The sequence below is a fragment of the Psychrobacter sp. 28M-43 genome (assembly GCF_014770435.1).
GTDB lineage: Bacteria > Pseudomonadota > Gammaproteobacteria > Pseudomonadales > Moraxellaceae > Psychrobacter.
Window position 1 is genome coordinate 2,840,103 of sequence record NZ_CP061739.1, and the last position, 25,192, is coordinate 2,865,294.

Below are 25,192 nucleotides of genomic sequence, written 5' to 3' on the forward strand. Positions count from 1 at the left end.
CGTACGCTCTCCCTAATTATTAATATTATAGTTGTCATTTTCAAACAGCTAACGTTGTTAGCATAGTTAACTGACTGACTTCATTATTACGGGTCTGAGGAATATTCACAAGCATTGCACGTATGCTTTGTATTACAAAACGTAGTCGTGATGCCAGAGTGGACGTTTTAGATGGCTATTATTGAGCACGCTAGCAAATAATTACTAGTCCTGTTTGTTTGTACTTGCGGTATGATTTTACAGTAGGTTTTTTGCGTAGAAGGTAAGTTTCCAAAGCTCCTGTGAGACCCGCGTACCATATGTCATCAGTTGTATCCAGTTTGCACCGACTAGCTTACGTTGCAAATTATTGATATCAGCTTGAGAGATTTGGCAGCGTGAAACAGCATGAACGTTTGGCATATCTTTTTTGATGTCTACTTCCGCTTTAGCGGTAATCAAACGATTAATGGCATTTTTCAAGCCATAACTCGAAAAAGTAGACGGTATTCTCATGAGGGTCATGAGTATCTCGTGCCAAGAGAGTGTGAGTGATCTGGTCACGTCCGTTAGATTGCCGCCCTCATAAGCTTGAGCACTATATTGAATCTCAAAAAACTCCGTTAACTCAATTGGCTCACTAACCTTATCCGCTATAAAGTCTTCGTCATCAGAACTGTTTTTCTCTACCTCGGTAGTACTAGGTAATATATCGACGGTCTTCTCATACACAATCTTTTTACTAGTCGCATTCTCTTCGTCATGCGCTCTGACCCAGCCACCTATCATTTTATTATTGGCGACTGCATTATAATGAGCCTGTACCAGTAATGGCTCAATATCTTCTTCCGTATCATAGTAATGTAGTTGATTATCTTGCTTGGTGACTAACTTAATGAACTCTTGGAGTTGTCGGCTGATGACAGCGTCTGAAGAGTGGTTTTTAACCAGCACAATTAGCGGCTTAAGCTTCGCTTTGGCATTTAGATAACTCAAATGCATCTGGCTAACGCCGTTTTTTTGCACAGTCCCGTAGCTGTCGCCAACGATCATGACTGCGTAATCACAAGAGTCAATACACTGGCGCCCATAAAAAGAGGCTTTAGATAATTTACTAGAAACATCATAGGTCAGAAATGCGCGTGCCTGAAAAAATATCGCTAAGCTGTCTAGAACCAACAACTGGTCATTGTCAGCGCATATAATATGAATATGATAGCGACGATTCGGCACAATTACCTCTAAGCGTATGTCGTGACATAAAAAGGATAGGATGTAAAATAGAACACAAAAATCTTGTCTTGCTCAGCCTAGCATACTCTTGGCTTGAAAAGATGCACTCAATTTATTTTAACTGAGTCAGCGTGGCATACAGCGTATTGATATCACTAGCTTTGATAATAACTAATGAGAGTAGTATTGCAATGCCATTTCTGTACCGAGTAAGCGCTCAACTAAAGCGCATAGTCTATCACTATATTTAGTGGCGTGAAAAGTTAATGGTAGTCTAGTAATGGTATTTTTATTACTGGTTTTTTGTGACAGATTTTCTTGTTTTGCACTCATCAATGATGCAGACAAGTTGTTTGCAATCAATAGCTGTCTAACTCGTTCAGCAATCGCTTGACCAGAATCAATGACTTGTATGGATAGCTGCTGCTGTGCAATCTCATCTAACAAGAATGTCTTAAAAAATGGATAATGCGTACATCCTAACACTAACTGATCAACACCTTCATTAGCAAATACTCGTACCTGTTGACGTAATCTTTCAGCGGTCTCGTCTTGTTCTGACATACCTGCTTCTACCCAAGGTACCAGTTGCGGATCAAAATACTTAGTGACTACTGTGTTATTAGGTTTAGCAAAATTGACAATAACATCATTTAATAAGGTGCCATTCAACGTCGCTTTGGTTGCTAGCACCGCTACATGACCGCTCTTACTCGCCAATACCGCAGGCTTTAATGCAGGGACAAGACCCACAATAGGTATATGTGGATAGCAGCGTCGGGCGGTATCTAGCGCATATGCTGAAGCACTGTTGCAAGCAATAACTATTAGCTTACAGCCTTGCTTATGTAACCACTCTACGGCTTTTAGTGTTAGCATTTCAATATCTTCGCTGTCGCGATTACCATAAGGTACGTTCAGCGTATCAGCGTAATATACATAACGCTCAGTAGGCAGCTGCTGTGCTAAATGCAAATAAACAGACAAACCGCCAACACCAGAATCAAACACGCCAATGGGCGCACTACGATTTTTATCGCTTACAATTGTATTACCAGCATGTTTATTGACATCTACTAGATCCATAGCCTTGAGACTCTGGTCAACAGATATATCGACACACGGTCTGAGTTTTTCGACTGTCTGGTTTTTGATATTCATCTTTATGCTAATGCCATTATCATATTATTCATCAATTTTATTACTCAGTTAAATGCGCTATATATATGTTGCGTATAGGGCGTTACTCTACATCGGCTCTCTATCGACTACCTTTATACGATAATAATTTTTCAACCCAATAGATAATCAAGCGACATTATAAAATTATAGCACTCATCGGCATACAGCAATTAATAGATAGACATAATACCTAATCAGTAGGCATCGATAATGAATAAGACTGGCCACCACTCTGTAGCGTCAATATCGTCTTACCATTGTCTTCTGATAATGCTCCAATTTCAGTCAGGTGATAAAAAGTATTGCGACCGATAAGTGCGGTTAAGCCATTTCTAACCATCATGTATGGGCGTACCTGTTCTGTAGACGCTAATTCCTGAGAATCTGCAACATCGTCAGCGGTACTCACTTGATTCGCTTGATCGCTTTCACTAAAGTCACTGTTATTAAAGTCGCTTTCACTAAAGTCGCTGTCATTAGAATCGCTCTTATTAGAATTATACGCCTTTAATACAATCGAATGCTCATCGTCTAAGCGAACCACATCCCCTGTCGTCGTTGTAAACTCTAACCAACTCATATCATCTTCATAGACAATACCGACATCATTGATCAGAAGTGGTGCATCTTCAACTTGGATACGGATTTTCTGTACAGGGGTCTTCAAAAAGTACTCAGTAGTGCCATTACTCTCTTCTTTCCATAGTATCGTGGCAAACAAGCTGACCAGTGACTCACGGGTCATTTGTCCGCCTTCATGCCACCACTCTCCGTTTGCTTTGATAGTCAAATCCATATCAGCAATATCTTCAGGATGCCATTTTTCAAGCGGTGGTATCGCACGCCCTTCGCGAGTCCCTTTAGCAGACTTAATATACTGGCTTAATGCATCTAAATTATCTAAGCTATCTAGGCTAGAAGTCTTACTGATCGGGGCTTCCGCTATTCTTTCATTGCTGTCTTCAGTGCTGTTTTCAGTGCTGTTATTATCGTTATTCATTATTAATTCCTTTATTTAGTATTCAAAGTTTGGCTTATCTATTATTACTATAAATTTTTGTTTCAGGTATGATGAAACTTTATCGTTATAACAACCTCATTTTCTTAACATTACCTTAGCATCGATACTCATAAATGCGTATCGTGTTTGTAGGACTTTTCTTTTATAATGAGTAACGATTTTTTATTGAAATGGTCAAGTGAGTGTTTTATTGATGACACATCTTACGTTATGCGTTGATATCCTTAGATAAATTGGCATCAACCATGACGAGTCAATTGATGCCGCAAAGACAGTTTTATCGGGCAGCCATATGTCTGAGTGACGTTAGCGCCGCAAGTCTATTATTCAGTTGTTAAGCTAATGATGCCCTGAGATAAGCCACTAAAAGTTTAGGAGTAGGTATGCAAGAGCAAGACAATCAAACGCCAGTTATCGATGGTAATACTGTGAATGCTGACGCACCAGTAGCGACAGAGACCGCAACGCTAAATAAAGCAGAACCAGTCGTAGCGCCAGTTGCCGCGGAACCTGAAGTCGAACGCGAATCAATGGAGTTCGATGTCATCATCGTTGGTGGTGGACCTGCAGGTCTGTCTGCTGCCATACGTTTGCGCCAGCTCGCTATTGAAGCTGGTAATGATGAGTTTATGGTTTGTGTGGTCGAAAAAGGCTCTGAGTTTGGTGCCCATACGTTGTCTGGTGCAGTCATCGAGCCACGTGCTCTAAATGAGCTGATTCCTGACTGGAAAGAAAAAGGCGCACCGCTTAACGTGCCAGCGACAGAAGATCGTTTCTATTATTTAAACTCTGCCACACGCTCAACTAAAGTGCCTGACTCTTTGATTCCAGGTCCGATGCACAATGATGGCAACTATATTGTCTCGCTAGGTAATGTCGTTCGTTGGTTGGCCGTACAGGCAGAAGAGCTTGAAGTCATGATGTTCCCAGGCTTCCCTGCCGATGACATCTTATACAACGACGACGGTTCGGTCAGAGGTGTGTTAACGGGTGATATGGGTGTGGCCGCCAATGGTGAAGCCAAGCCGAGCTTTGAGCCTGGTTATGAGCTTCTTGCCAAATACACTATTTTTGCCGAAGGTAGCCGTGGGCATTTAGGCAAACGCTTAATCAGCCGTTTTGATCTAGATAAAGACTCTGATCCTCAGCATTATGGTATCGGTCTAAAAGAGCTATGGGAAGTTGAGCCTGAAAAGCATGAGCAAGGTGTTGTCATGCATGGTCTTGGCTGGCCATTGACTGAAACTGGCTCTACTGGCGGCTGGTGGTTATACTTTGATGAAAACAACCAGGTAAGCTTTGGTCTTGTGGCTGATTTGTCTTACCACAACCCATACATGTCTCCATTTGATGAAATGCAGCGCTTGAAAACGCACCCTGTTATTAAAAACGTTCTAGAAGGCGGTAAGCGCATTTCTTACGGCGCACGTGCGTTGACCAAAGGTGGTCTAAACTCATTACCGAAGTTCACCTTCCCAGGTGGCGTGTTGGTAGGTGATGACGCTGGTTTCTTAAACCCAGCAAAAATCAAAGGCACACATACCTCGATGAAGTCAGGCATGCTCGCAGCCGAAGCTATCTTTGAGGCACTGCAAGCTGACCGTCAGCATGATGAAGTGGTTGCTTATAGCACAATGTACAAAGAGTCATGGTTGTATCAAGATAACTATGAGTCGCGCAACTTCTCACCTGCTATTCACCGTATGGGTCTGTTCATGGGCGGTGCTTTCACCTTTATCGAGCACAATTTGTTAAAAGGTAAAATGCCATTTACTTTACATGATAATATCCCAGATTACGATCAGTTGGAGCGTGCTAATCATGCTTATCAACCAACTTATCTTAAGCCTGATGGTAAGTTGGTATTTGATAAATTGTCGTCAGTATTTATCTCTAATACTAACCATGCAGAAGATCAGCCAACGCATCTAAAACTTACTGATCCGACGGTACCTATTTCAATCAACTTACCGTTGTATGCTGAGCCTGCACGTTTATACTGCCCAGCCGGTGTGTATGAAGTGGTTAAAGACGCTGAAGGCGCTAAGTTTGTCATCAACGCGCAGAACTGCGTGCATTGTAAGACCTGTGATATCAAAGACCCTTCACAGAACATCACGTGGGTAACGCCAGAAGGTGGCGGTGGTCCTAACTACCCAAACATGTAAATCAGGATAATTCTGGTTTGAGCTGGTACAGTTAATATCATTAAAACTGCGCTCCAATAAAAACCGCCCTTCTCTTCATAAGAGTCGGGCGGTTTTTTAATGCTTAGAACAAGCTAGTTTTACCAATCAATGCTGCTTAATCTGTCCAAGCATCACGGTTAGCTTCATCTCTGAGTTTCACAAAGTTATCAGGATCAAACTTAATCTGATCGCCTGTTTTACCCTCTTTTACCTGACGCTCATAGTCACGTAGTATTCTTAGCGCTACAGGAGACAACAGCAAGATGGCCACTAAGTTGACCAAGGCCATCAGACCCATAGACAAGTCAGCGAAGTTCCATATAGCAGGTAAACTGGCAACCGAGCCGATAAATACCATACCCAACACTAGAAAGCGGAAAATCATGATCATCACTTTGGCGTTTTTGGCACCAGAGATAAACTCAAGGTTTGACTCACCGTAGCTGTAGTTGGCGATGATAGACGTAAATGAGAAGAAAAAAATCGCAATCGCCACGAACACCACACCTAGGTCACCCACATACTGTGATAAGGCTAGCTGAGTTAACTGAATACCTTCTTGCTCGACATTAGGGTCGACTACGCCAGACAAGATAATAATCGACGCCGTCGCGGTACAAATGATAAGAGTATCCATGAATACGCCAAGCATTTGCATAAAACCTTGCACTGCTGGGTGATCAGGATGACTCTTCGCCGTTGCTGCAGCATTCGGCGCTGAACCCATACCTGCTTCGTTAGAGAACAAGCCGCGTTTGATACCGTTAATCATTGCCTGCGCAATACCATAACCGATGACACCGCCTGCCGCCTGCTCAAAACCAAATGCTGATTTTACAATCAACGCGATCGCTGCTGGGAATTGACTGAAGTTAGTCACGATAATAAATAGTGCTAGCAAGATATACAAGATAGCCATCACTGGTACGATTTTACCCGCGATACGAGCTACTGAGCGCAAACCACCGAATACTACTGGCGCTACCAGTACTACCAGTACCAAACCTGTCATCCACGTTGGCACACCAAAGGCTTCATTGGTCGCTTGAGCGATGGTGTTTGACTGTACGCCATTGAATGCCAAACCAAAGGCCACTAACAAACATAATGAGAAAAACACGGCAAGCCAGCGTCTGCCTAGGCCTTTTTCAATGTAATAAGCAGGGCCCCCGCGGTACACATTATCGTTGTGCGGTACTTTGTACGCCTGTGCTAAGGTTGACTCGATAAAGCTGGTCGACATACCGACCAGTGCCGTCATCCACATCCAGAATACAGCACCTGGTCCACCTAGATAGATTGCGATTGCCACACCTGCCAAGTTACCAGTACCAACACGCGCGGCCAGCGACGTCATCAATGCTTCAAACGAGCTAATACCACCATCTTTGCGTCCTTGGTTGGACACGCGTAGTAACTTCCACATATGACCAAAATGACGGAACTGAATAAAACGTGTCACGACGGTGAAGTAGAGACCCGCACCAATTAGTAAGAACATCAGTAGTCCATACCAAGGGTTACTAGCAATCAGCCAGTCATTGTTACCCCAGATAATACCGACACCATAATTTACGATGTTATTAAACCAACCTACTATCCCTTCGTTCATATGGGCTCCTTATTCATTCTTTATACGCGTTACTTAAATTTCATATCGATATTATATTTTGATTGCCATGGTCTATATAAGCCTCTGCGCAAAATATCTGATACCAAAAAGACACGTGCATGATATAGATATTGAGCGACATGCGACCATCACGTTTACTTATCAACTTAATATAATTATTTTTAAAATAAATAATGCTTATGTTTTATCTTATATAGAATAGATTAAGTGATAATTTAATCGCACAAATTACACGGTTGCCGTACCGTTTCCGTAACGTTAGGTTTTTTAATGAATGCTAAGCAAACTAATTGTTAGCAATTTAATTATTATTCATGTGCAGTAGTTTGCAATTATCTTTATTAAACCGTGCTAATATAAATTCTATATCCGTTTAGACTGTTTTATGGTTATCGAAGCTATTAATCAGTACAAGAAGCTATCAAGCAGCACAACAGGTTAGCGTGTTAAAAAGATTAAAACTCTTGTCAGGAAGACGAGATTGTTAAAAAGACACTGGATAGTCCACCCTTCTGTCTTCCTCAAGAAACGTTATTTTTGCCATTCGATGGTTTAAGTCAAAGCGATGCTTAAATAGTTAACTACTTTTATTTGAAGTAGAGAACTACCGAGCATTAAACGTACTATCACGCATCACCGTTTTCACTATATAAAGCAGTACCTGACTATTTTTTATACTTTTCGTGGTAAGAAATAATTGCAGTTCTTTTTATATGGTTGATATTTTTTAGGTAAGACAAAAGGAGTTGTCCTATGGAAAACCACAACGATCCATCTGGATATTGGCGCGCCAATATTCGTCTCATTCTCGGCAGCTTGGTTGTTTGGGCGCTATGCTCATATGGCTTTGGTATCTTGTTTCGTCCATTGTTAGCTGGTATCAAAATCGGTGGTACTGATCTGGGCTTTTGGTTTGCTCAGCAAGGATCCATTGGTATATTTATCATCCTAATTTTCTTTTACGCTTGGCGTATGAATAAGTTAGATAAACAATATGGCGTAGACGAGGAATAGCCCCATGAGTCAATTTGTAATTAATCTTATTTTTGTGGGTCTATCCTTCGCTCTCTATTTCGGTATCGCGATTTGGGCTCGTGCTGGTTCAACCAGTGAATTTTATGTTGCTGGTGGTGGTGTCCATCCAGTCGTTAACGGTATGGCAACAGCTGCTGACTGGATGAGTGCGGCGTCATTTATCTCAATGGCAGGTCTTATTGCTGCTAGTGGTTATGGCGCTTCTACCTATTTGATGGGTTGGACTGGCGGTTATGTTCTGCTAGCGATGCTTTTAGCGCCTTATTTACGTAAGTTCGGTAAGTTCACGGTTCCTGATTTTATCGGCGATCGTTTTTACTCAAAAACGGCTGCTATGATTGCTGTGGTCTGTTTGATTACCGCATCGACCACTTACGTTATCGGTCAGATGACCGGTGCTGGTGTTGCATTCTCGCGCTTCTTAGAAGTTGAGAGCAGTACTGGTCTTATCATTGCGGCTATTGTTGTCTTCTTCTATGCCGTACTTGGTGGTATGAAAGGGATTACCTATACGCAGGTTGCACAGTATGTGGTTCTGATGATTGCCTATACTATTCCTGCTGTCTTTATTTCACTTGAGTTGACAGGTAACCCGATTCCAGGCCTTGGTTTGTTCTCAAACCATGTCGAATCAGGTGTCCCTATTTTGACTAAGCTTAACCAAGTTGTGACTGACTTAGGATTTGCCTCTTATACGGCTGATGTTCCTAACAAGCTAAACATGGTGCTATTTACCTTGACGCTAATGATCGGTACAGCAGGTCTACCACACGTTATCATTCGTTTTTTCACTGTACCTAAGGTTGCCGATGCACGTTGGACAGCAGGTTGGACACTGGTATTTATCTCGCTACTATACTTTACTGCTCCAGCAGTAGGTGCTATGGCTCGTCTAAACCTAATTGACACCGTTTACCCACAAGGGGTTGCAGAAGCGCCTCTAGAATATGATCAACGTCCAGACTGGATGATGACATGGGAAGAAACAGGTCTTATCAAGTATAACGATCTAAACAATGATGGTCGTATTCAGTTGTACAGTGATAGTGGGTTAGGTGCTGCTCAGATCGCCCTTAATACTGCTCAAACTGACGGTGGCGATGTTGCTGCAGCAACTGCAGCGGTAGAAACCGCTCGTATTGCACATGATGCAGAGCTTGATGGTCGTTTTGCTAACGCTGGATGGGCAGGTAACGAGCTTGATGTTAACGCTGATATCTTAGTTCTAGCGAATCCAGAAATTGCACAGCTTCCACCATGGGTTATTGGTCTGATTGCTGCAGGTGGTTTGGCAGCAGCACTATCAACCGCTGCAGGCCTACTGCTCGCAATTTCATCAGCCATCAGTCATGACTTGATCAAACGTAACTTAAACCCAAATATCACTGATAAACAAGAGCTAAAATATGCTCGTATCACTATGGGTGTGGCGATTGTAGTAGCAACTTACTTAGGTATGAATCCGCCAGGGTTTGCCGCACAGGTCGTAGCACTGGCCTTCGGTATTGCTGCCTCTTCATTGTTCCCTGTGTTAATGATGGGTATTTTCTCTAAACGCATCAACAATCTTGGCGCTATCGCCGGTATGTTGACTGGTTTAATAGTCGTTCTTATCTATATCTTTATGTTCAAAGGTTGGTTCTTCATCAGTGGTACAGCGAACTTCCCTGATACTGAAGAGTACTGGTTATTTGGTATCTCACCACTATCATTTGGTGCAGTTGGTGCATTGCTTAACTTCATCGTAGCATTCGCTGTATCTTATGCTACTGCGCCACCACCAGCACATATTCAAGAGCTGGTTGAGAGCGTACGTTCTCCACGTGGCGCAGGCGGTGCGGTCGACCACTAAGCTCACAACTGAGGATATATCTTCTGTTACTATATATCACTCACAGGCAGTAGCTGCTTGTGGGTGATTTTTTTATCCTATAGCTATAATAACTAAATTTTAGATTTTTACTTTATCTAATAGGTTCAATTAGACACATCTAACGCATTAAGGAATATTTTATGCTTTTTGAGTTTATCGCTACCATCGCTGCCGCATTTGGTATGGCTGGACTAGCACTTATCATAACTCACCTCAGCAAACTGGCAGGCAAACGTGCACCTAAATGGCTGATTCCCTTATTTGCTGCTATTGGGATGTTTGCATTCCAGATAAACCAGGAATACAGCTGGTATGGTCAACAAGTGCGAGATCTGCCAGAAGGCGTAGAAGTTGTCAAAACAGCAGAAAGCAAGGAATGGTTCCGCCCATGGTCTTATGCTAAACCACAAATATTACGTTTTATCGCTGCTGATACTGGAAATGCTAGTGTGCAAGTAGACAACCCAAATATATATTTATTCAATTTATATTTATTTGAAAGACGAAGAAGTGTAGAGAAAGTTCCACAAGTTATCGATTGCACTACTCCTGCACGAGCGGACTACGTGATACCAGAAAAAGGTAGCACGTTGACGGTGGATGAACATGTTAAACAGACCACTGCATGGCGAGAGCTAACTACAGATGACCCTTTATTTATCAAAATCTGTACTGATGAAAGCGTCTGATCCAATAATGCTTAGTATGATAATGTTGATTGATTAAATGCTGACATCCAGTTGCGTTTAATAGCGTTGAGAAGCTGCTGAATAAGTATGCTTTGAATTGGCGCCCAGCAATAGCCCCGCACACAAACCACCAAAATGTGCCGCAAATGAGATGCCTTGTTGCGGCATCAATCCTTGCTTAATGGTCAGCCAATAACCAGTTCCCATGACGATACAAGCAATCAAATAACCCCAACGCCGCGCAAATATAGCCCCGCCTATCATATAACCTAACATTGCAAAACAAAGCCCTGATGCGCCAATATGGATAGAAGATGGCGACCCGATAACCCAAGTGACCAGTCCTGAGGCGACCACCAGTTTAATTACCGTGCGATAAGCATTCTTCTCAAACAGTCCAAACAAAAACAAAATCTGTAATAGCGTCACCGTATTGCCAGTCAAATGCGACAAATTGCCATGCATGGTCCATGAAGCAAACACCCCTATCATACTACCTACATCTAAAGCACGCGGTACGATACCAAAGATATTCCACAGTCCAAATAAGGCCACTTCATTTAGAAAAAACATGCCCCACATCGGTATAAGCACAAAAGCATATAGTCCGATGACCTGCTTTATCCGTACCACAATCAAATTAAGCAATTGCTGCCAATTCATATACCATCCTATCCTTATTATCTAGATTTTTTATGCCTACTTAGTGATTTACAGCAAACAAGGGACGCACAGCAGGTTTGAATGATAGCAAAGATGCATCTTCATCAGCAGTGAGATAGTTGTCACCATGTAATAACGATGTCGAATGATAAGGAACCAAGGCCGTAGGAATAAAGCGACGTGCCGCATCAATGTGCTTGATTGAATCATCAAAGAAGATATGCGGCGCAAATGTTCTGAGTACCGCTGTTTTCTCTAGTCCTCCCAAAAAAAATGCCATATCAACATTTACGCCCCACTCTCGCAATGTCTTGATAGCACGTAAGTCAGCTGGTGCATTACGCGCGGTCACCAGCGCAATTTTTATTGGCGAGTATTTTAGACCAGCGGGTAGGCGCTCCTGCAGATTTGACAATTTAATCAATAATTCAGCATAAGGGCCTTTTTCAATTGGCAAATCACGCATTTGTACTTCACGATCATGAAAGGCTCGTAGCCCTTTTTGTTTGTATAGCAATTCACCTGAATCATCAAAAAGTACCGCGTCCCCGTCAAAGGCAATGCGCAGCTGCTCAGTATCCAGCTCATAAGTATTCACAGGCGTAGCGTCTAGTATGGCACAGGCACAGATATTGGCATCCGCAACTTGCTGGGCATCGTCGCGATTGGTGGTCAAGAATAGATCAACGTTAAAGTCTTTAATATAAGGCGCAACAGGGCTACCTGAAACAAAAGCTGAACGAGAAATATTAATACCATGTTCTAGAATTGCATTAAGCACCTGAATACCAGTGTCTGGGCTGCTTTTTGAGACAATAACGACTTCGACCAATGGTGTTTCGATGTCTGAATCTTGTCTATCACTATTATCACAATACTTATTTAGGTTTAGTAATGCTTTAATTAGCGGATAACCTGCACCAATATTCAAAGGATCATTTTCACGTTCGGTCATGTACTCCCTAAACTCTTTTATAGCACTTGTAGGTCGTTGCTCTAGCAGCTCTAGCAAATAGTTTTCTGACTCAGTCAAATCAAAAAGTGCCGTCGCAGAAATTGCGACGATAAGCGTATTACTAAAATCGACAGCCATGACTATCTCTACTTATAAAGTTATATAGGAAAATGAATAAAAACCAGTTTACTACATTCGTAAGCCTTTATAACACTAAGAAAAGTTATCACCATGCAGCGTCATAGATTGTGAGTTTGTAAAATATCTCTCTCTTAATTCTTTGACAAAATATCAGCCAATAAAAAAGCCACACTGCTTTATTAGCAATATGGCTTCATACAATAACGTTATACATGAGGTTTTAGATTCAGCCTACCCCAATAGCACAAGTGAGATCGCAGGGAACATCACCAAGATAACCAAACGAATCACATCAGAGACAATGAATGGTGCCACCCCGCGGAACATATCACTCAGCTTAATGTGCGGTGCCATCGCCTTAATCACAAAGATATTCATCCCCATCGGCGGCGTAATCAAACCAAGCTCCACCGTCAATACCGCAATGATACCAAACCATACTGGATCAAACCCTAACGCTAGAATGATTGGATATACCACAGGTATGGTGATTACCAGCATCGCTAACGCATCCATGAACAGTCCTAATAGGAAGTACATGAATAGAATACAGATTAGGACAATCATTGGACTGACGGCCAATCCACCGATCCAAGATGCCAAAGTATAAGACAAACGTGAGACTGAGATAAAATATCCCAATGCCTCTGCACCCAATAGCATAAAGAACACCACTGCAGAGAGTGCTAGCGTCTCAATCAATGATTGCTTGAGACCATCTAAACGCATGCCTTTAGCAAAGGCATAAGCCCAAGAGACAAACGCCCCTACTGCAGCGCCTTCTGTTGGGGTAAATAGACCAAAGAAGATACCGGCAATAATCACGATAAAGATAAAGCTGAATGGTATCAGACCAGTCAGTGACAGTAGCTTGGCTTTCCAAGACGTTTTCTCACCACGTTTTGCCAAGTGCGGTTTCCAGCGTACCATCACCATGACCGTGAGTGAGTACATCACCATACCGAGCATACCCGGTAGGAACCCAGCGATGAACATGTCACCTACTGACTGCTGGGTTAAGATGGCATAGACCAGTAAGGCAATACTGGGCGGAATCATGATACCAAGCGTACCACCAGCAGCTAAGATGCCGCAGGCAAAGCCTGGCTGATAGCCGTACTTCTCCATTTGCGGTAGCGCCACCTTAGTCATGGTAGACGCAGTGGCAAGTGATGAGCCTGAGATAGAGGCAAAGATACCGGATGAACCAATACCGGCAATACCAAGACTCCCCCTTACACCGCCAAATATGGTTCGGGTAGCTTCAAACAGTTTACCTGCCATGCCGGAGTGAGTCGCAAACACGCCCATGAGAATAAATAAGGGAATGGCACTAAAGTCATACTTTGCTAAGACATCGACTGGGATGTCTTTGAGCATTTGCAGAGCACCACTAGGCGCGGTAACCGCACCAAAACCGACTAAGCCTACCCCTAACATGGCAAGTGCAACGGGTACTCGTAAGACGACAAGCAGGATCATGACAACTAGGCCAATCGCACCGATAATTTCTGGACTCATGCGCCTGTCTCCTCGGCGTCAAAGAATTCGCCTGTCTTAAAGATGTTGATAGATTCGATCAATGAGCGAATGGCCAGTAGGATGCTTAAAAATGCACTAACCATATAGATAGGCATCATAGATATTCGAAGGTCTTGGGTGACTTTGCCATACTCTAAGGCATCAATGGCGCTCTCGTAGAGTCCCCATGAGAAGACGATGCCGATGACAAAGAAGCCCATCATAAAGATACCCATAAGGTAGCCTTTGATAGACTGGGGCATTTTCTGGGTGAAGACGTCGACGATGATTTGTGAGCGTTCGACAAACGCGGCAAAGGCAGCGAGTAATGCAAATAGCATAAAGTAGGAGACGATCTCTACACTGCCTTTGACGGTAAAGCCAAACTCACCGCCGGTGAGTTTGAATACGTAGCGTGCGACGACGTCGAGCATGGTGGTTAGGACGATGATGATGAGACTCACCCCACCGATAAACTGGCATAATCTAGAGATTAGGACGCTGAGCTTGACTAAAAATGCCATGTGACACCTCCAATTAGGTTAGACCTTACAGGCAGCACTGGCAGCTTTTGCTTTTTCATAGACACCATCGGCATCTAAACCCAAAGCGTTAACATCACTTAGATATTTTTGGGTTCCTCTTTCAAGTGGCCCTTTCCAATCTGGATCATTTAGCGGATCAGGAATTTCGACAATTTCATCACCTTTATCTTTAGCAGCTTGAATTGCCATCTGGTCATGCTTATCAAATACTTCACCAACTTTACTGGCCAACGCCATTCCTGAGTTTTTATCTAAAACTTGTTTTAGATCGTCAGGTAAGTTGTCATATTTGTCTTTGTTCATCGTGACCATAAGCGCTGAACTATAGAAAGGAATATTGGTATGGTATTTGGTAATCTCATCAATTTTAAATGCTGTTACCGCCTCCCAAGGGAAACTTAAACCATCAACGACACCTCGCTGTAGAGAGGTATACATATCGTTTGCAGGTAAACCGACTGGTGAAGCACCTGCACTTTCGATAATGTCACCTGCCACAGCTGAAGGACGGCGAATACGCATACCTTTCATATCTGCAGGCGTACGAATTAACTTATCCGTTGTATGAAGTGCACCAGGTCCGCCGCCGTACATAAATAGTAAATGAGTATCTTCATACTCACTCGCCAAAGTACCGTCATCATATAGAGTCTGTAGCATACAGCCCATTTGGGTTGCTGAGTTTGATAAACCTGGAAGCTCAGTAATCTGAGTCAAAGGAAAACGACCATTGGTATAACCATGCGCTTGTGAACCGATATCGATAGTACCTTTGGCAGCAGATTCGTAAGTAACGTCTGCTTTAGCAAGGCCCGCCGATGGATACAGCTCAACCTTTAGGCGGCCGTCAGAATCTGTTTCTATCTGTTTTGCCCAAGGCTCAAAAACTTCTTTACTGATAGATGAGGTTGCTGGCCAAAAATGCGAAAACCGTAGCACGGTAGTTTCTTGAGAAGTCGATGATGAGCCATCAGTCGTATCAGCAGATTGGTTAGAACAGCCAAAAAGACTAATAGCGGCTAAAGCACCAATTGAAAAAAGAGGAGCTAACTTCATTATCAATTCCTTTTGATAATTATGAGAATAGGAGTAAGGTATTACTAGCAGACAATTTGATTCATCCTAGATTAAATTGGCTACAAGGTTTAGATATATTTTTTACATACCTGTAATAAAAGTACTGTTTAAAATTAGCAGCTATAATGATAGAAGTCAAATCATTTTGAGCAGATTATAGAGGATATATTCATATTATAGATATATTTTTGATACTTGAATTGTCTATATAGATAGTAGTAAAAAGTAAGTAGACTAAAATAATTTCTCATAAAAAAGCTCTCAGCCTGTTATCCAGTTGAGAGCTTTTTTGTGTAAATATTTTATGAGCTTATAGAAGCTGCTCTAGGCAGTTATACAGATAATAATAGTGATAAAGCGTTATTCTTCCATTTGCCATTTATCATCTACCCATACAGCATCGTTATCATCTAGATGCACATGCCATTCTGCATCAGTTACCACAAGGCGAATCTCGGTCAGACACTGTAACCAATGCTCTAAGGTATACATAAGATCTTCTACATCCATACTAGCAGGTAGCTTTGTAGCTCCTGCTAATATGACCTCTGACTCACTATCATCATATGCATAGAGATCGAAAGTCTCTGCATCATCTGCATGCTCAAAATTTTCATTATATTCATCGACTATTGACGCAATATTTTCTTGCTCCTGTTGAGTCAAGAGAGTAGAACGTTCAGCAGTATAGTAGAGTGAAACGCCCATAATGTGCTCCAAAATAAATGAGAGATAGTAGATTCTAGAAGTGAATAAATAATATCACATCAAACTGATTTGTAGGAAGTTTTGAGTTTTGACCGAAATATCTAGCGTTAAACTTTCTGACATCGAGCACTGGCACCAAATATAATTATTTTACTGAATAAGATTGATGGCTGTTAATCGAAGCATTATCACCAAACTGCTGACAAAGAAAATCCCCCGACAAGCTAATGTCGGGGGATATTTCAGAATAGAGAGCTGACGATGACCTACTCTCACATGGGCGAACCACACTACCATTGGCGCTACGATGTTTCACTTCTGAGTTCGGGAAGGGATCAGGTGGGGCCATCGCGCTATTGTCGTCAGCAAAGGGGGTTAGATATGAGTCTGTTATTGTTTTTATTGACATCAAGTTTGAGCTTGTTGTCGATCAACTTGTAACCTAACTGAATCAAGGTTAAAGGTGATATCGAAATATTCTTTCTTTATTCTATAGCCTGAGCTATACAAGATAGATTAATTAGACTTGTATACAAACCACTTGGGTGTTGTATGGTCAAGCCAAACGAGCAATTAGTACAGGTTAGCTACACACATCGCTGTGCTTCCACACCCTGCCTATCAACGTCCTAGTCTTGAACGGCTCTTTAGGGAAATCTAATCTTGAGGTGGGCTTCCCGCTTAGATGCTTTCAGCGGTTATCCCATCCGAACGTAGCTACCGGGCAATGCCACTGGCGTGACAACCCGAACACCAGAGGTTCGTCCACTCTGGTCCTCTCGTACTAGGAGCAGATCCTCTCAAATTTCCAACGCCCACGGTAGATAGGGACCGAACTGTCTCACGACGTTCTAAACCCAGCTCGCGTACCTCTTTAAATGGCGAACAGCCATACCCTTAGGACCTGCTTCAGCCCTAGGATGAGATGAGCCGACATCGAGGTGCCAAACACCGCCGTCGATATGAACTCTTGGGCGGTATCAGCCTGTTATCCCCAGAGTACCTTTTATCCGTTGAGCGATGGCCCTTCCATACAGAACCACCGGATCACTAAGACCTACTTTCGTACCTGCTCGACTTGTGGGTCTCGCAGTTAAGCGCGCTTTTGCCTTTATACTCTACGACCGATTTCCGACCGGTCTGAGCGCACCTTCGTACTCCTCCGTTACTCTTTAGGAGGAGACCGCCCCAGTCAAACTACCCACCATACATTGTCCTCGGTATTGTTATACCTGAGTTAGAACCCCAACATGACCAGGGTGGTATTTCAAGATTGGCTCCACCGAGACTAGCGTCTCGGCTTCAAAGCCTCCCACCTATCCTGCACAAGTCAGGTCAAAGTTCAATGTAAAGCTGTAGTAAAGGTTCACGGGGTCTTTCCGTCTAGCCGCGGGTACACAGCATCTTCACTGCGATTTCGATTTCACTGAGTCTCTGCTGGAGACAGCGCTGCCATCATTATGTCATTCGTGCAGGTCGGAACTTACCCGACAAGGAATTTCGCTACCTTAGGACCGTTATAGTTACGGCCGCCGTTTACTGGGGCTTCGATCAAGAGCTTCGCTTACGCTAACCCCATCAATTAACCTTCCAGCACCGGGCAGACATCACACCCTATACGTCCACTTTCGTGTTTGCAGAGTGCTGTGTTTTTAATAAACAGTTGCAGCAGCCTGGTATCTGCGACTGCCAACAGCTCAAGGAGCAAGTCCTATCACCATCAACAGCGTACCTTCTCCCGAAGTTACGGTACCATTTTGCCTAGTTCCTTCAGCAGAGTTCTCTCAAGCGCCTTGGTATTCTCTACCTGATCACCTGTGTCGGTTTAGGGTACGATTCGTTTATAACTATTGCTTAGAAGCTTTTCCTGGAAGCATGGTATTTGCCACTTCGCTGTACAAGTACAGCTTGCTATCAGATCTCGGTATAAAATAGCCCGGATTTACCTAAGCTATAAACCTACATCCTTTCACCTGGACAACCAACGCCAGGCTGACATAACCTTCTCCGTCCCTCCATCGCATTATAAACAAGTATCGGAATATTAACCGATTTCCCATCGACTACGCCTTTCGGCCTCGCCTTAGGGGTCGACTCACCCAGCCCCGATTAACGTTGGACTGGAACCCTTGATCTTCCGGCGTGCGAGCTTTTCACTCGCATTATCGTTACTCACGTCAGCATTCGCTCTTGTGATACCTCCAGCATGCTTTACAACACACCTTCACAGGCTTACACAACGCTCCCCTACCACTTGAAAACAAATTCAAATCCGCAGCTTCGGCTCCTAGTTTGAGCCCCGTTACATCTTCCGCGCGGGCCGACTCGACTAGTGAGCTATTACGCTTTCTTTAAAGGATGGCTGCTTCTAAGCCAACCTCCTAGCTGTCTATGCCTTCCCACCTCGTTTCCCACTTAACTAGGAATTTGGGGCCTTAGCTGGCGGTCTGGGTTGTTTCCCTCTCCACGATGGACGTTAGCACCCACCGTGTGTCTCCCGGATATCACTCATCGGTATTCGGAGTTTGCATCGGTTTGGTAAGTCGGTATGACCCCCTAGCCGAAACAGTGCTCTACCCCCAATGGTGTTCGTCCGAGGCGCTACCTAAATAGCTTTCGGGGAGAACCAGCTATCACCGAGTTTGATTAGCCTTTCACCCCTATCCACAAGTCATCCCCTGGCTTTTCAACGACAGTGGGTTCGGTCCTCCGGTGCCTGTTACGGCACTTTCAACCTGCTCATGGATAGATCACTCGGTTTCGGGTCTATACCCTGCAACTAAACGCCCTATTAAGACTCGGTTTCCCTACGGCTCCCCTAAACGGTTAACCTTGCTACAGAATATAAGTCGCTGACCCATTATACAAAAGGTACGCGGTCACCCAACAAGTGGGCTCCCACTGCTTGTACGCACACGGTTTCAGGTTCTATTTCACTCCCCTCACAGGGGTTCTTTTCGCCTTTCCCTCACGGTACTGGTTCACTATCGGTCAGTCAGGAGTATTTAGCCTTGGAGGATGGTCCCCCCATCTTCAAACAGGATTTCTCGTGCCCCGCTCTACTTAATATGTTAACTCTAATGTTTCGAATACAGGACTATCACCTACTACGGTCAGCTTTCCCACGCTGTTCTTCTACATTAGAATTAATCGGCTTCTCCCCGTTCGCTCGCCGCTACTAGGGGAATCTCAATTGATGTCTATTCCTAAGGGTACTGAGATGTTTCACTTCCCCTCGTTCGCTTCCTAATAAATTAGGATACCTACCTTATGGTAAGTGGGTTTCCCCATTCAGAAATCTCCGGATCACAGGATATTGCCGCCTCCCCGAAGCTTATCGCAGGCTGTCACGTCTTTCATCGCCTCTGACTGCCAAGGCATCCACCATGTGCGCTTCATTACTTGACCATACAACCCCAAGTAGTCTTTCGACTTCTAAGTGTCATACAATCTAATTATGATAACGATATCACCTATGTTTATACGCTTGATTCAGTTCTCTTTACTTTTTTTAATAACTCACCCCTGGGATAACAACTGATGTCGTTAAGAGGTGAGTTATTAAGGTTAAGAAGTGCGCGTGAACACGCTCTTCTTAACCCAGACTCATATCTATGTTTTTAAATAGTCTCTATGCTCTCGTCGAGTCACAGATTCTGTATAAAACAGAAAGAAGTAATCATTAACAATCACTTATTTCTATTTAATACCTATTTATTTATTGGCATCTAAAGCTTACTTAACCGTCTTAGTAGTGGTGGAGCCAAACGGAGTCGAACCGTTGACCTCCTGCGTGCAAGGCAGGCGCTCTACCAACTGAGCTATGGCCCCATTGTAAAATGGTGGGTCTAGGTGGACTTGAACCACCGACCCCCGCGTTATCAACACGGTGCTCTAACCAGCTGAGCTACAGACCCTAATACGTTTGTTAAAAACGTAAGCTTAAACTAAAGAACAACTTGTTGTGAATTCTTGCTGACCGAATGCGTCTATAAGGAGGTGATCCAGCCGCAGGTTCCCCTACGGCTACCTTGTTACGACTTCACCCCAGTCATCAACCACACCGTGGTGAACGCCTCCCCGAAGGTTAAGCTATCCACTTCTGGTGCAATCAACTCCCATGGTGTGACGGGCGGTGTGTACAAGGCCCGGGAACGTATTCACCGCGGCATTCTGATCCGCGATTACTAGCGATTCCTACTTCATGGAGTCGAGTTGCAGACTCCAATCTGGACTACGATAGGCTTTTTGAGATTCGCATCACATCGCTGTGTAGCTGCCCTCTGTACCTACCATTGTAGCACGTGTGTAGCCCTGGTCGTAAGGGCCATGATGACTTGACGTCGTCCCCGCCTTCCTCCAGTTTGTCACTGGCAGTATCCTTAGAGTTCCCGGCTTAACCCGCTGGTAACTAAGGACAAGGGTTGCGCTCGTTGCGGGACTTAACCCAACATCTCACGACACGAGCTGACGACAGCCATGCAGCACCTGTATTCTAATTCCCGAAGGCACTCCCGCATCTCTGCAGGATTCTAGATATGTCAAGACCAGGTAAGGTTCTTCGCGTTGCATCGAATTAAACCACATGCTCCACCGCTTGTGCGGGCCCCCGTCAATTCATTTGAGTTTTAACCTTGCGGCCGTACTCCCCAGGCGGTCTACTTATTGCGTTAGCTGCGTCACTAAGTCCTCAAGGGACCCAACGACTAGTAGACATCGTTTACGGCGTGGACTACCAGGGTATCTAATCCTGTTTGCTACCCACGCTTTCGAGCCTCAGTGTCAGTATGATGCCAGGAAGCTGCCTTCGCCATCGGTATTCCTTCAGATCTCTACGCATTTCACCGCTACACCTGAAATTCTACTTCCCTCTCACCTACTCTAGCCTAACAGTTTCAGATGCAGTTCCCAGGTTAAGCCCGGGGATTTCACATCTGACTTATCAAGCCACCTACGCTCGCTTTACGCCCAGTAATTCCGATTAACGCTTGCACCCTCTGTATTACCGCGGCTGCTGGCACAGAGTTAGCCGGTGCTTATTCTGCAGCTAATGTCATCGTCTCCGGGTATTAACCGAAGAGTCTTCTTCACTGCTTAAAGTGCTTTACAACCAAAAGGCCTTCTTCACACACGCGGCATGGCTGGATCAGGGTTTCCCCCATTGTCCAATATTCCCCACTGCTGCCTCCCGTAGGAGTCCGGGCCGTGTCTCAGTCCCGGTGTGGCTGATCATCCTCTCAGACCAGCTACAGATCGTCGCCATGGTAGGCCTTTACCCCACCATCTAGCTAATCCGACTTAGGCTCATCTAATAGCGAGAGCAGTAAACTGCCCCCTTTCTCCCGTAGGTCGTATGCGGTATTAATACGAGTTTCCCCGTGCTATCCCCCACTACTAGGTAGATTCCTAAGTATTACTCACCCGTCCGCCGCTCGACGCCTGGTAGCAAGCTACCATCGTTTCCGCTCGACTTGCATGTGTTAAGCCTGCCGCCAGCGTTCAATCTGAGCCATGATCAAACTCTTCAGTTTAATCTTGCTATGAAGCTCTTTAAAGAAGCTTCTAAACTTGGCTCATTTAATCTGGCAAAATCGCTAAAAATTATGTTCGTAATGAATTAACTTTGAGTTTTTCTGCTGTCTTAAATGATAATTTTTATAGTTAATAATCTTCCCGAAAAGAAAAGATAGTCAACTTTATTTTTTAGCATTCTGAATCAGCAAAAATCCACACAAGTTGTTCTTTAGTTATGCTTTTAAATAATGTCTGACACTGTCGTCCAGTGCTAGTATTTCAAACTAAACAAGTCAGCCAATGTGGCTTATCCTATTTAGCGAGCTGACCATCATATCATGTTTTAATAGTCTGTCAACTTCTTTTTTTAATTTGTTTCAACAAGTTAACTGGGTTATTAATGTGTAATCTACACACTAGCTACTTCCAGCTCGTCTTGATGAGGTGCGTATTATAGACGGTTTAACTTTTGTGTCAACCCGTTTTATTAATGTTTTTGAACTTATTTTAGTAGATGAATAAATTGTCACCTTTTTCAATGGGTTATTGTTTAATCAATTTTCAATAGATTTAAAGACTGACTATAGATGTGATATTTACTGTACTTTCTAACATCAAAAACGTTTAGCTTTGTTAGATAAATACCTTTTACTATCTTTGAGTTTTGTCTCTTATTAGCGCAACCATTTCTCTATTTGCACTTTATAACTTACCCATCTTTTCAAAAAAAGCTTTATACGCCGCTACTTTCTTATCCAACGATAACGGATAGGCACGTGAAGTGGACGGTAACCTATATAAGGTTAGATTATTCACATCAGCTTTCTGGTTATCTGTACTCTGCCATTGATAAGGGTAATCCATACTTTGATTGGTTTTCGGATGCTTTGATTTGGCAATTGGCTCGTCTAATAACCCAAGTAGTACTTCGGTTGCCTTGCCTCCTGTTGTGAACAATGACTCTACCTTTGGCACTTGCGGCAAAATAATATCTAGATCAACAGGTGTGACTACCGTTAGATTTTTATCCGAAGCATTACCCGTCTCACGGATGGCCTGCTTTACTGTCGGACAAGAAGCAATGCCACGTTCAAACATAAAATCTCGAATATGCTCAGGGTCGAATCGTTTCTCATCGCCTACTCTAAAGTAGTCAGCATCATCAAAAAATACTCGTCCATATATCCGCCACATATCATTATAAAAATTGGGATAATGAAAGCTCATCGCCCATTTATCAGCAGTCGGTGGGAACGTACCCATCATCATGACTGTTGCATTGGGCGGTAAGACAGGCTCAAAAGGATGGGTTTCAAGCTCTGTGGCTTTGTCATTAGACAATTTCGATTCAGTATCAGCAGTTTTTTGGGTGCTTGGTGTTTTTATAGTCATGATATTCTTCATCAGAAAAGCGGTTTTTTTGGTATCATAGCAAGTCTAAACACTACCTCACTTATAATTACGTTATATAGTCAAACTTAGTCGGTTCAATCAGTTGACTTAAGATAGCGCGATATCATTTTACTTAGCCTGAATTGCTTAGGCTTTGATGGCAGCTGTGAACGCAAATATTGTCATTGCGATAAATGAGCACTGTCGAAAAGTAGTTAATTAGCTTGATTGTGAAGGGTTTCACTTTACTATTTATGAGCTAAGGATATGGTTAAAGTGCGGTAAGTGTTTGTATCTTTTATACTAATAGCAACCGCAGTAACTGCGCAAGCATCAGACAAGAAACCAAGAGAGTACTTATGAGTGACTTAAACAGCGATTTAAAAATTACGGTAATCGATCATCCACTAGTCCGTCATAAACTCAGCCTTATGCGCGAAAAAGACTGTAGTACTTATAAATTCCGTACATTGACCAAAGAGCTTGCGCGCTTGATGGCTTATGAAGCAAGCCGTGATTTCGAAATCGAAACTTTCCCAATGGAAGGCTGGTGTGGCGAAATCACTGGTGAGCAAATCATTGGTAAGACGGCGACGATCGTACCGATTTTACGCGCAGGTATCGGCATGCTTGATGGGGTGCTCGACTTGATTCCTACTGCTAAGATTTCTGTGGTCGGCCTACAACGTGATGAAGAAACGTTACAGCCAGTACCGTTCTTTGAAAAATTCGTGAGCCACATGGACAAACGTCCTGCGCTAATCATTGATCCAATGCTAGCCACAGGCGGCTCAATGGTTGCGACTATTGAGATGCTAAAGAAAAATGGCTGTACTAACATTAAAGCATTGGTATTGGTCGCTGCACCTGAAGGCGTACGCTTGGTAAACGAAGCGCATCCTGACGTGACTATCTATACTGCTGCGTTAGACAGCCATTTAGATGAGCACGGTTATATCATCCCAGGTCTAGGCGATGCTGGTGATAAGATTTTTGGTAAGCAGTTATCGAATAGATAAGTCTCATTAGGGTAAATAAAGCCGTCATCAAAGTTATGATAAAACCAGACAACATCAATAATAAGGACAGATCATGAACATATTGATTACAGGAGCAAGCGCAGGTTTTGGTAAAGCGTTGGCAGAGCGTTTGGTTGCTAACGGCCATCGTGTGATTGGTTGTGCCAGACGCCTTGATAAACTGAATGCTTTGGCAGAGACTTTAGGTGAGGCTTTTTTACCCGTGGTTATGGATGTGAGTGATACAGCTGCTATCCCGCAAATCATTGCTGACTTGCCTGATGATTTTAAACAAATCGATGTTTTGGTCAATAATGCAGGATTGGCACTAGGTACAGAGCCTGCTCACAAGGCCAGTCTAGATGACTGGATGCGTATGACTGATACCAATATCAAAGGCTTGATGGCGCTGACCCATGCGGTCTTGCCAGCGATGGTAGCTCGCGATAGCGGTTATATTATCAATGTCGGTTCGATTGCTGGTAACTGGCCTTACTTTGGTGGCAACGTTTACGGCGCAACTAAAGCGTTTGTAAAACAGTTCAGCTTAAACTTGCGAGCGGATCTGATTGGTGCCCAAGTGCGTGTGACCAATCTTGAACCTGGTAATGTGGCTGGTACTGAGTTTTCAAACGTGCGCTATCACGGTGACAATGACAAAGCGGCAAAGGTTTATGACGGCTTTAAAACCATGACAGGTGAAGATATCGGCGATATTTTGTTATGGCTAATTGAGTCACCTGCTCATATCAACGTTAACCGTCTAGAAGTAATGCCAGTCGCCCAGACCTATAATGGACTGACGATTGCCAAGCAAGATTAA

General features: G+C 43.5%; 17 protein-coding genes, 2 tRNA genes and 3 rRNA genes. 6 read left to right on the plus strand and 16 right to left on the minus strand.

Annotated features, from left to right (window positions below; all coding sequences use genetic code 11):
* Nucleotides 1-237: 237 nt before the first annotated feature.
* The 3 genes from IEE84_RS11885 to IEE84_RS11895 all read right to left on the minus strand — a co-directional run bounded on the left by IEE84_RS11885 (nucleotide 238) and on the right by IEE84_RS11895 (nucleotide 3,394).
* Entirely contained in the window at nucleotides 238-1,212 is a 975-nt protein-coding gene (locus IEE84_RS11885; RefSeq protein WP_191114314.1) for a DUF4062 domain-containing protein, read from the minus strand.
* A 171-nt stretch (nucleotides 1,213-1,383) separates the two neighbouring features.
* Nucleotides 1,384-2,298: a glutamate racemase gene (gene murI, locus IEE84_RS11890; protein WP_191115481.1), complete on the minus strand. Its 915-nt coding sequence runs from the start codon at nucleotides 2,296-2,298 to the stop codon at nucleotides 1,384-1,386.
* Between the two features lie 286 nt (nucleotides 2,299-2,584).
* Nucleotides 2,585-3,394 carry a DUF1285 domain-containing protein gene (locus tag IEE84_RS11895; protein WP_191114315.1) on the minus strand — a complete coding sequence of 270 codons (810 nt, stop codon included), beginning with the start codon at nucleotides 3,392-3,394 and terminating at the stop codon, nucleotides 2,585-2,587.
* A 551-nt stretch (nucleotides 3,395-3,945) separates the two neighbouring features.
* Between IEE84_RS11895 and IEE84_RS11900 the strand changes: the two genes are divergently transcribed.
* Nucleotides 3,946-5,583 carry an electron transfer flavoprotein-ubiquinone oxidoreductase gene (locus IEE84_RS11900; protein ID WP_057762658.1) on the plus strand — a complete coding sequence of 546 codons (1,638 nt, stop codon included), beginning with the start codon at nucleotides 3,946-3,948 and terminating at the stop codon, nucleotides 5,581-5,583.
* 136 nt (nucleotides 5,584-5,719) lie between these two features.
* On the opposite strand, the gene IEE84_RS11905 is transcribed toward IEE84_RS11900, so the two are convergent.
* A complete protein-coding gene (locus tag IEE84_RS11905; RefSeq protein WP_191114316.1) occupies nucleotides 5,720-7,216 on the minus strand; it encodes an alanine/glycine:cation symporter family protein in 1,497 nt (498 codons plus the stop codon).
* 774 nt (nucleotides 7,217-7,990) lie between these two features.
* Here IEE84_RS11905 and IEE84_RS11910 point away from each other — a divergent pair.
* The 3 genes from IEE84_RS11910 (at nucleotide 7,991) to IEE84_RS11920 (ending at nucleotide 10,834) form a co-directional block, all read left to right on the plus strand.
* Nucleotides 7,991-8,251: a DUF4212 domain-containing protein gene (locus IEE84_RS11910; protein ID WP_101205298.1), complete on the plus strand. Its 261-nt coding sequence runs from the start codon at nucleotides 7,991-7,993 to the stop codon at nucleotides 8,249-8,251.
* Nucleotides 8,252-8,255: 4 nt separating this feature from the next.
* A complete protein-coding gene (locus IEE84_RS11915) occupies nucleotides 8,256-10,124 on the plus strand; it encodes a sodium:solute symporter family protein (protein WP_191114317.1) in 1,869 nt (622 codons plus the stop codon).
* A 161-nt stretch (nucleotides 10,125-10,285) separates the two neighbouring features.
* A complete protein-coding gene (locus tag IEE84_RS11920; protein ID WP_191114318.1) occupies nucleotides 10,286-10,834 on the plus strand; it encodes a hypothetical protein in 549 nt (182 codons plus the stop codon).
* 57 nt (nucleotides 10,835-10,891) lie between these two features.
* Here the strand turns inward: IEE84_RS11920 and IEE84_RS11925 are convergent, their stop codons facing one another.
* The 12 genes from IEE84_RS11925 to IEE84_RS11980 form a co-directional block, all read right to left on the minus strand.
* Nucleotides 10,892-11,497, minus strand: a complete 606-nt coding sequence (locus IEE84_RS11925; protein ID WP_191114319.1) for a rhomboid family intramembrane serine protease — start codon at nucleotides 11,495-11,497, stop codon at nucleotides 10,892-10,894.
* 40 nt (nucleotides 11,498-11,537) lie between these two features.
* Complete coding sequence (locus IEE84_RS11930; RefSeq protein WP_191114320.1) at nucleotides 11,538-12,590, minus strand: 5'-nucleotidase; 1,053 nt, start codon at nucleotides 12,588-12,590, stop codon at nucleotides 11,538-11,540.
* 234 nt (nucleotides 12,591-12,824) lie between these two features.
* Nucleotides 12,825-14,114 carry a TRAP transporter large permease gene (locus tag IEE84_RS11935; protein ID WP_102093493.1) on the minus strand — a complete coding sequence of 430 codons (1,290 nt, stop codon included), beginning with the start codon at nucleotides 14,112-14,114 and terminating at the stop codon, nucleotides 12,825-12,827.
* Entirely contained in the window at nucleotides 14,111-14,638 is a 528-nt protein-coding gene (locus IEE84_RS11940; RefSeq protein WP_191114321.1) for a TRAP transporter small permease, read from the minus strand. Before IEE84_RS11940 ends, IEE84_RS11935 begins: the two co-directional genes overlap by 4 nt.
* Nucleotides 14,639-14,656: 18 nt before the next feature.
* Entirely contained in the window at nucleotides 14,657-15,715 is a 1,059-nt protein-coding gene (locus IEE84_RS11945; protein WP_191114322.1) for a TRAP transporter substrate-binding protein, read from the minus strand.
* Nucleotides 15,716-16,096: 381 nt separating this feature from the next.
* Complete coding sequence (locus tag IEE84_RS11950) at nucleotides 16,097-16,444, minus strand: hypothetical protein (RefSeq protein ID WP_191114323.1); 348 nt, start codon at nucleotides 16,442-16,444, stop codon at nucleotides 16,097-16,099.
* Between the two features lie 253 nt (nucleotides 16,445-16,697).
* Nucleotides 16,698-16,811, minus strand: a 5S ribosomal RNA gene (rrf, locus tag IEE84_RS11955).
* Between the two features lie 185 nt (nucleotides 16,812-16,996).
* A 23S ribosomal RNA gene (locus tag IEE84_RS11960) occupies nucleotides 16,997-19,852 on the minus strand.
* A 347-nt stretch (nucleotides 19,853-20,199) separates the two neighbouring features.
* A tRNA-Ala gene (locus IEE84_RS11965) sits at nucleotides 20,200-20,275 on the minus strand.
* A gap of 9 nt (nucleotides 20,276-20,284) precedes the next feature.
* Nucleotides 20,285-20,361 (minus strand) — tRNA-Ile (locus tag IEE84_RS11970).
* A 75-nt stretch (nucleotides 20,362-20,436) separates the two neighbouring features.
* Nucleotides 20,437-21,975 (minus strand): 16S ribosomal RNA (locus tag IEE84_RS11975).
* The 16S, 23S and 5S rRNA genes sit together here with 2 tRNA genes alongside, the layout of an rRNA operon.
* A 685-nt stretch (nucleotides 21,976-22,660) precedes the next feature.
* Nucleotides 22,661-23,227 carry a DNA glycosylase gene (locus tag IEE84_RS11980; RefSeq protein ID WP_416383495.1) on the minus strand — a complete coding sequence of 189 codons (567 nt, stop codon included), beginning with the start codon at nucleotides 23,225-23,227 and terminating at the stop codon, nucleotides 22,661-22,663.
* A gap of 482 nt (nucleotides 23,228-23,709) precedes the next feature.
* Between IEE84_RS11980 and upp the strand changes: the two genes are divergently transcribed.
* Both upp and IEE84_RS11990 read left to right on the plus strand, forming a co-directional pair.
* Complete coding sequence (gene upp, locus IEE84_RS11985; RefSeq protein WP_057761878.1) at nucleotides 23,710-24,369, plus strand: uracil phosphoribosyltransferase; 660 nt, start codon at nucleotides 23,710-23,712, stop codon at nucleotides 24,367-24,369.
* Nucleotides 24,370-24,442: 73 nt separating this feature from the next.
* Complete coding sequence (locus IEE84_RS11990; protein ID WP_191114325.1) at nucleotides 24,443-25,192, plus strand: SDR family NAD(P)-dependent oxidoreductase; 750 nt, start codon at nucleotides 24,443-24,445, stop codon at nucleotides 25,190-25,192.

What these genes read in the sequence shown, in the direction of transcription:
- murI (WP_191115481.1), bottom strand. Translation starts at nt 2,298, where the DNA reads ATGGATCTAGTAGATGTCAATAAACATGCTGGTAATACAATTGTAAGC.
- IEE84_RS11895 (WP_191114315.1), bottom strand. Translation starts at nt 3,394, where the DNA reads ATGAATAACGATAATAACAGCACTGAAAACAGCACTGAAGACAGCAAT.
- IEE84_RS11900 (WP_057762658.1), top strand. Translation starts at nt 3,946, where the DNA reads ATGGAGTTCGATGTCATCATCGTTGGTGGTGGACCTGCAGGTCTGTCT.
- IEE84_RS11905 (WP_191114316.1), bottom strand. Translation starts at nt 7,216, where the DNA reads ATGAACGAAGGGATAGTAGGTTGGTTTAATAACATCGTAAATTATGGT.
- IEE84_RS11910 (WP_101205298.1), top strand. Translation starts at nt 7,991, where the DNA reads ATGGAAAACCACAACGATCCATCTGGATATTGGCGCGCCAATATTCGT.
- IEE84_RS11915 (WP_191114317.1), top strand. Translation starts at nt 8,256, where the DNA reads ATGAGTCAATTTGTAATTAATCTTATTTTTGTGGGTCTATCCTTCGCT.
- IEE84_RS11920 (WP_191114318.1), top strand. Translation starts at nt 10,286, where the DNA reads ATGCTTTTTGAGTTTATCGCTACCATCGCTGCCGCATTTGGTATGGCT.
- IEE84_RS11925 (WP_191114319.1), bottom strand. Translation starts at nt 11,497, where the DNA reads ATGAATTGGCAGCAATTGCTTAATTTGATTGTGGTACGGATAAAGCAG.
- IEE84_RS11930 (WP_191114320.1), bottom strand. Translation starts at nt 12,590, where the DNA reads ATGGCTGTCGATTTTAGTAATACGCTTATCGTCGCAATTTCTGCGACG.
- IEE84_RS11935 (WP_102093493.1), bottom strand. Translation starts at nt 14,114, where the DNA reads ATGAGTCCAGAAATTATCGGTGCGATTGGCCTAGTTGTCATGATCCTG.
- IEE84_RS11940 (WP_191114321.1), bottom strand. Translation starts at nt 14,638, where the DNA reads ATGGCATTTTTAGTCAAGCTCAGCGTCCTAATCTCTAGATTATGCCAG.
- IEE84_RS11945 (WP_191114322.1), bottom strand. Translation starts at nt 15,715, where the DNA reads ATGAAGTTAGCTCCTCTTTTTTCAATTGGTGCTTTAGCCGCTATTAGT.
- IEE84_RS11950 (WP_191114323.1), bottom strand. Translation starts at nt 16,444, where the DNA reads ATGGGCGTTTCACTCTACTATACTGCTGAACGTTCTACTCTCTTGACT.
- IEE84_RS11980 (WP_416383495.1), bottom strand. Translation starts at nt 23,227, where the DNA reads ATGATGATGGGTACGTTCCCACCGACTGCTGATAAATGGGCGATGAGC.
- upp (WP_057761878.1), top strand. Translation starts at nt 23,710, where the DNA reads ATGAGTGACTTAAACAGCGATTTAAAAATTACGGTAATCGATCATCCA.
- IEE84_RS11990 (WP_191114325.1), top strand. Translation starts at nt 24,443, where the DNA reads ATGAACATATTGATTACAGGAGCAAGCGCAGGTTTTGGTAAAGCGTTG.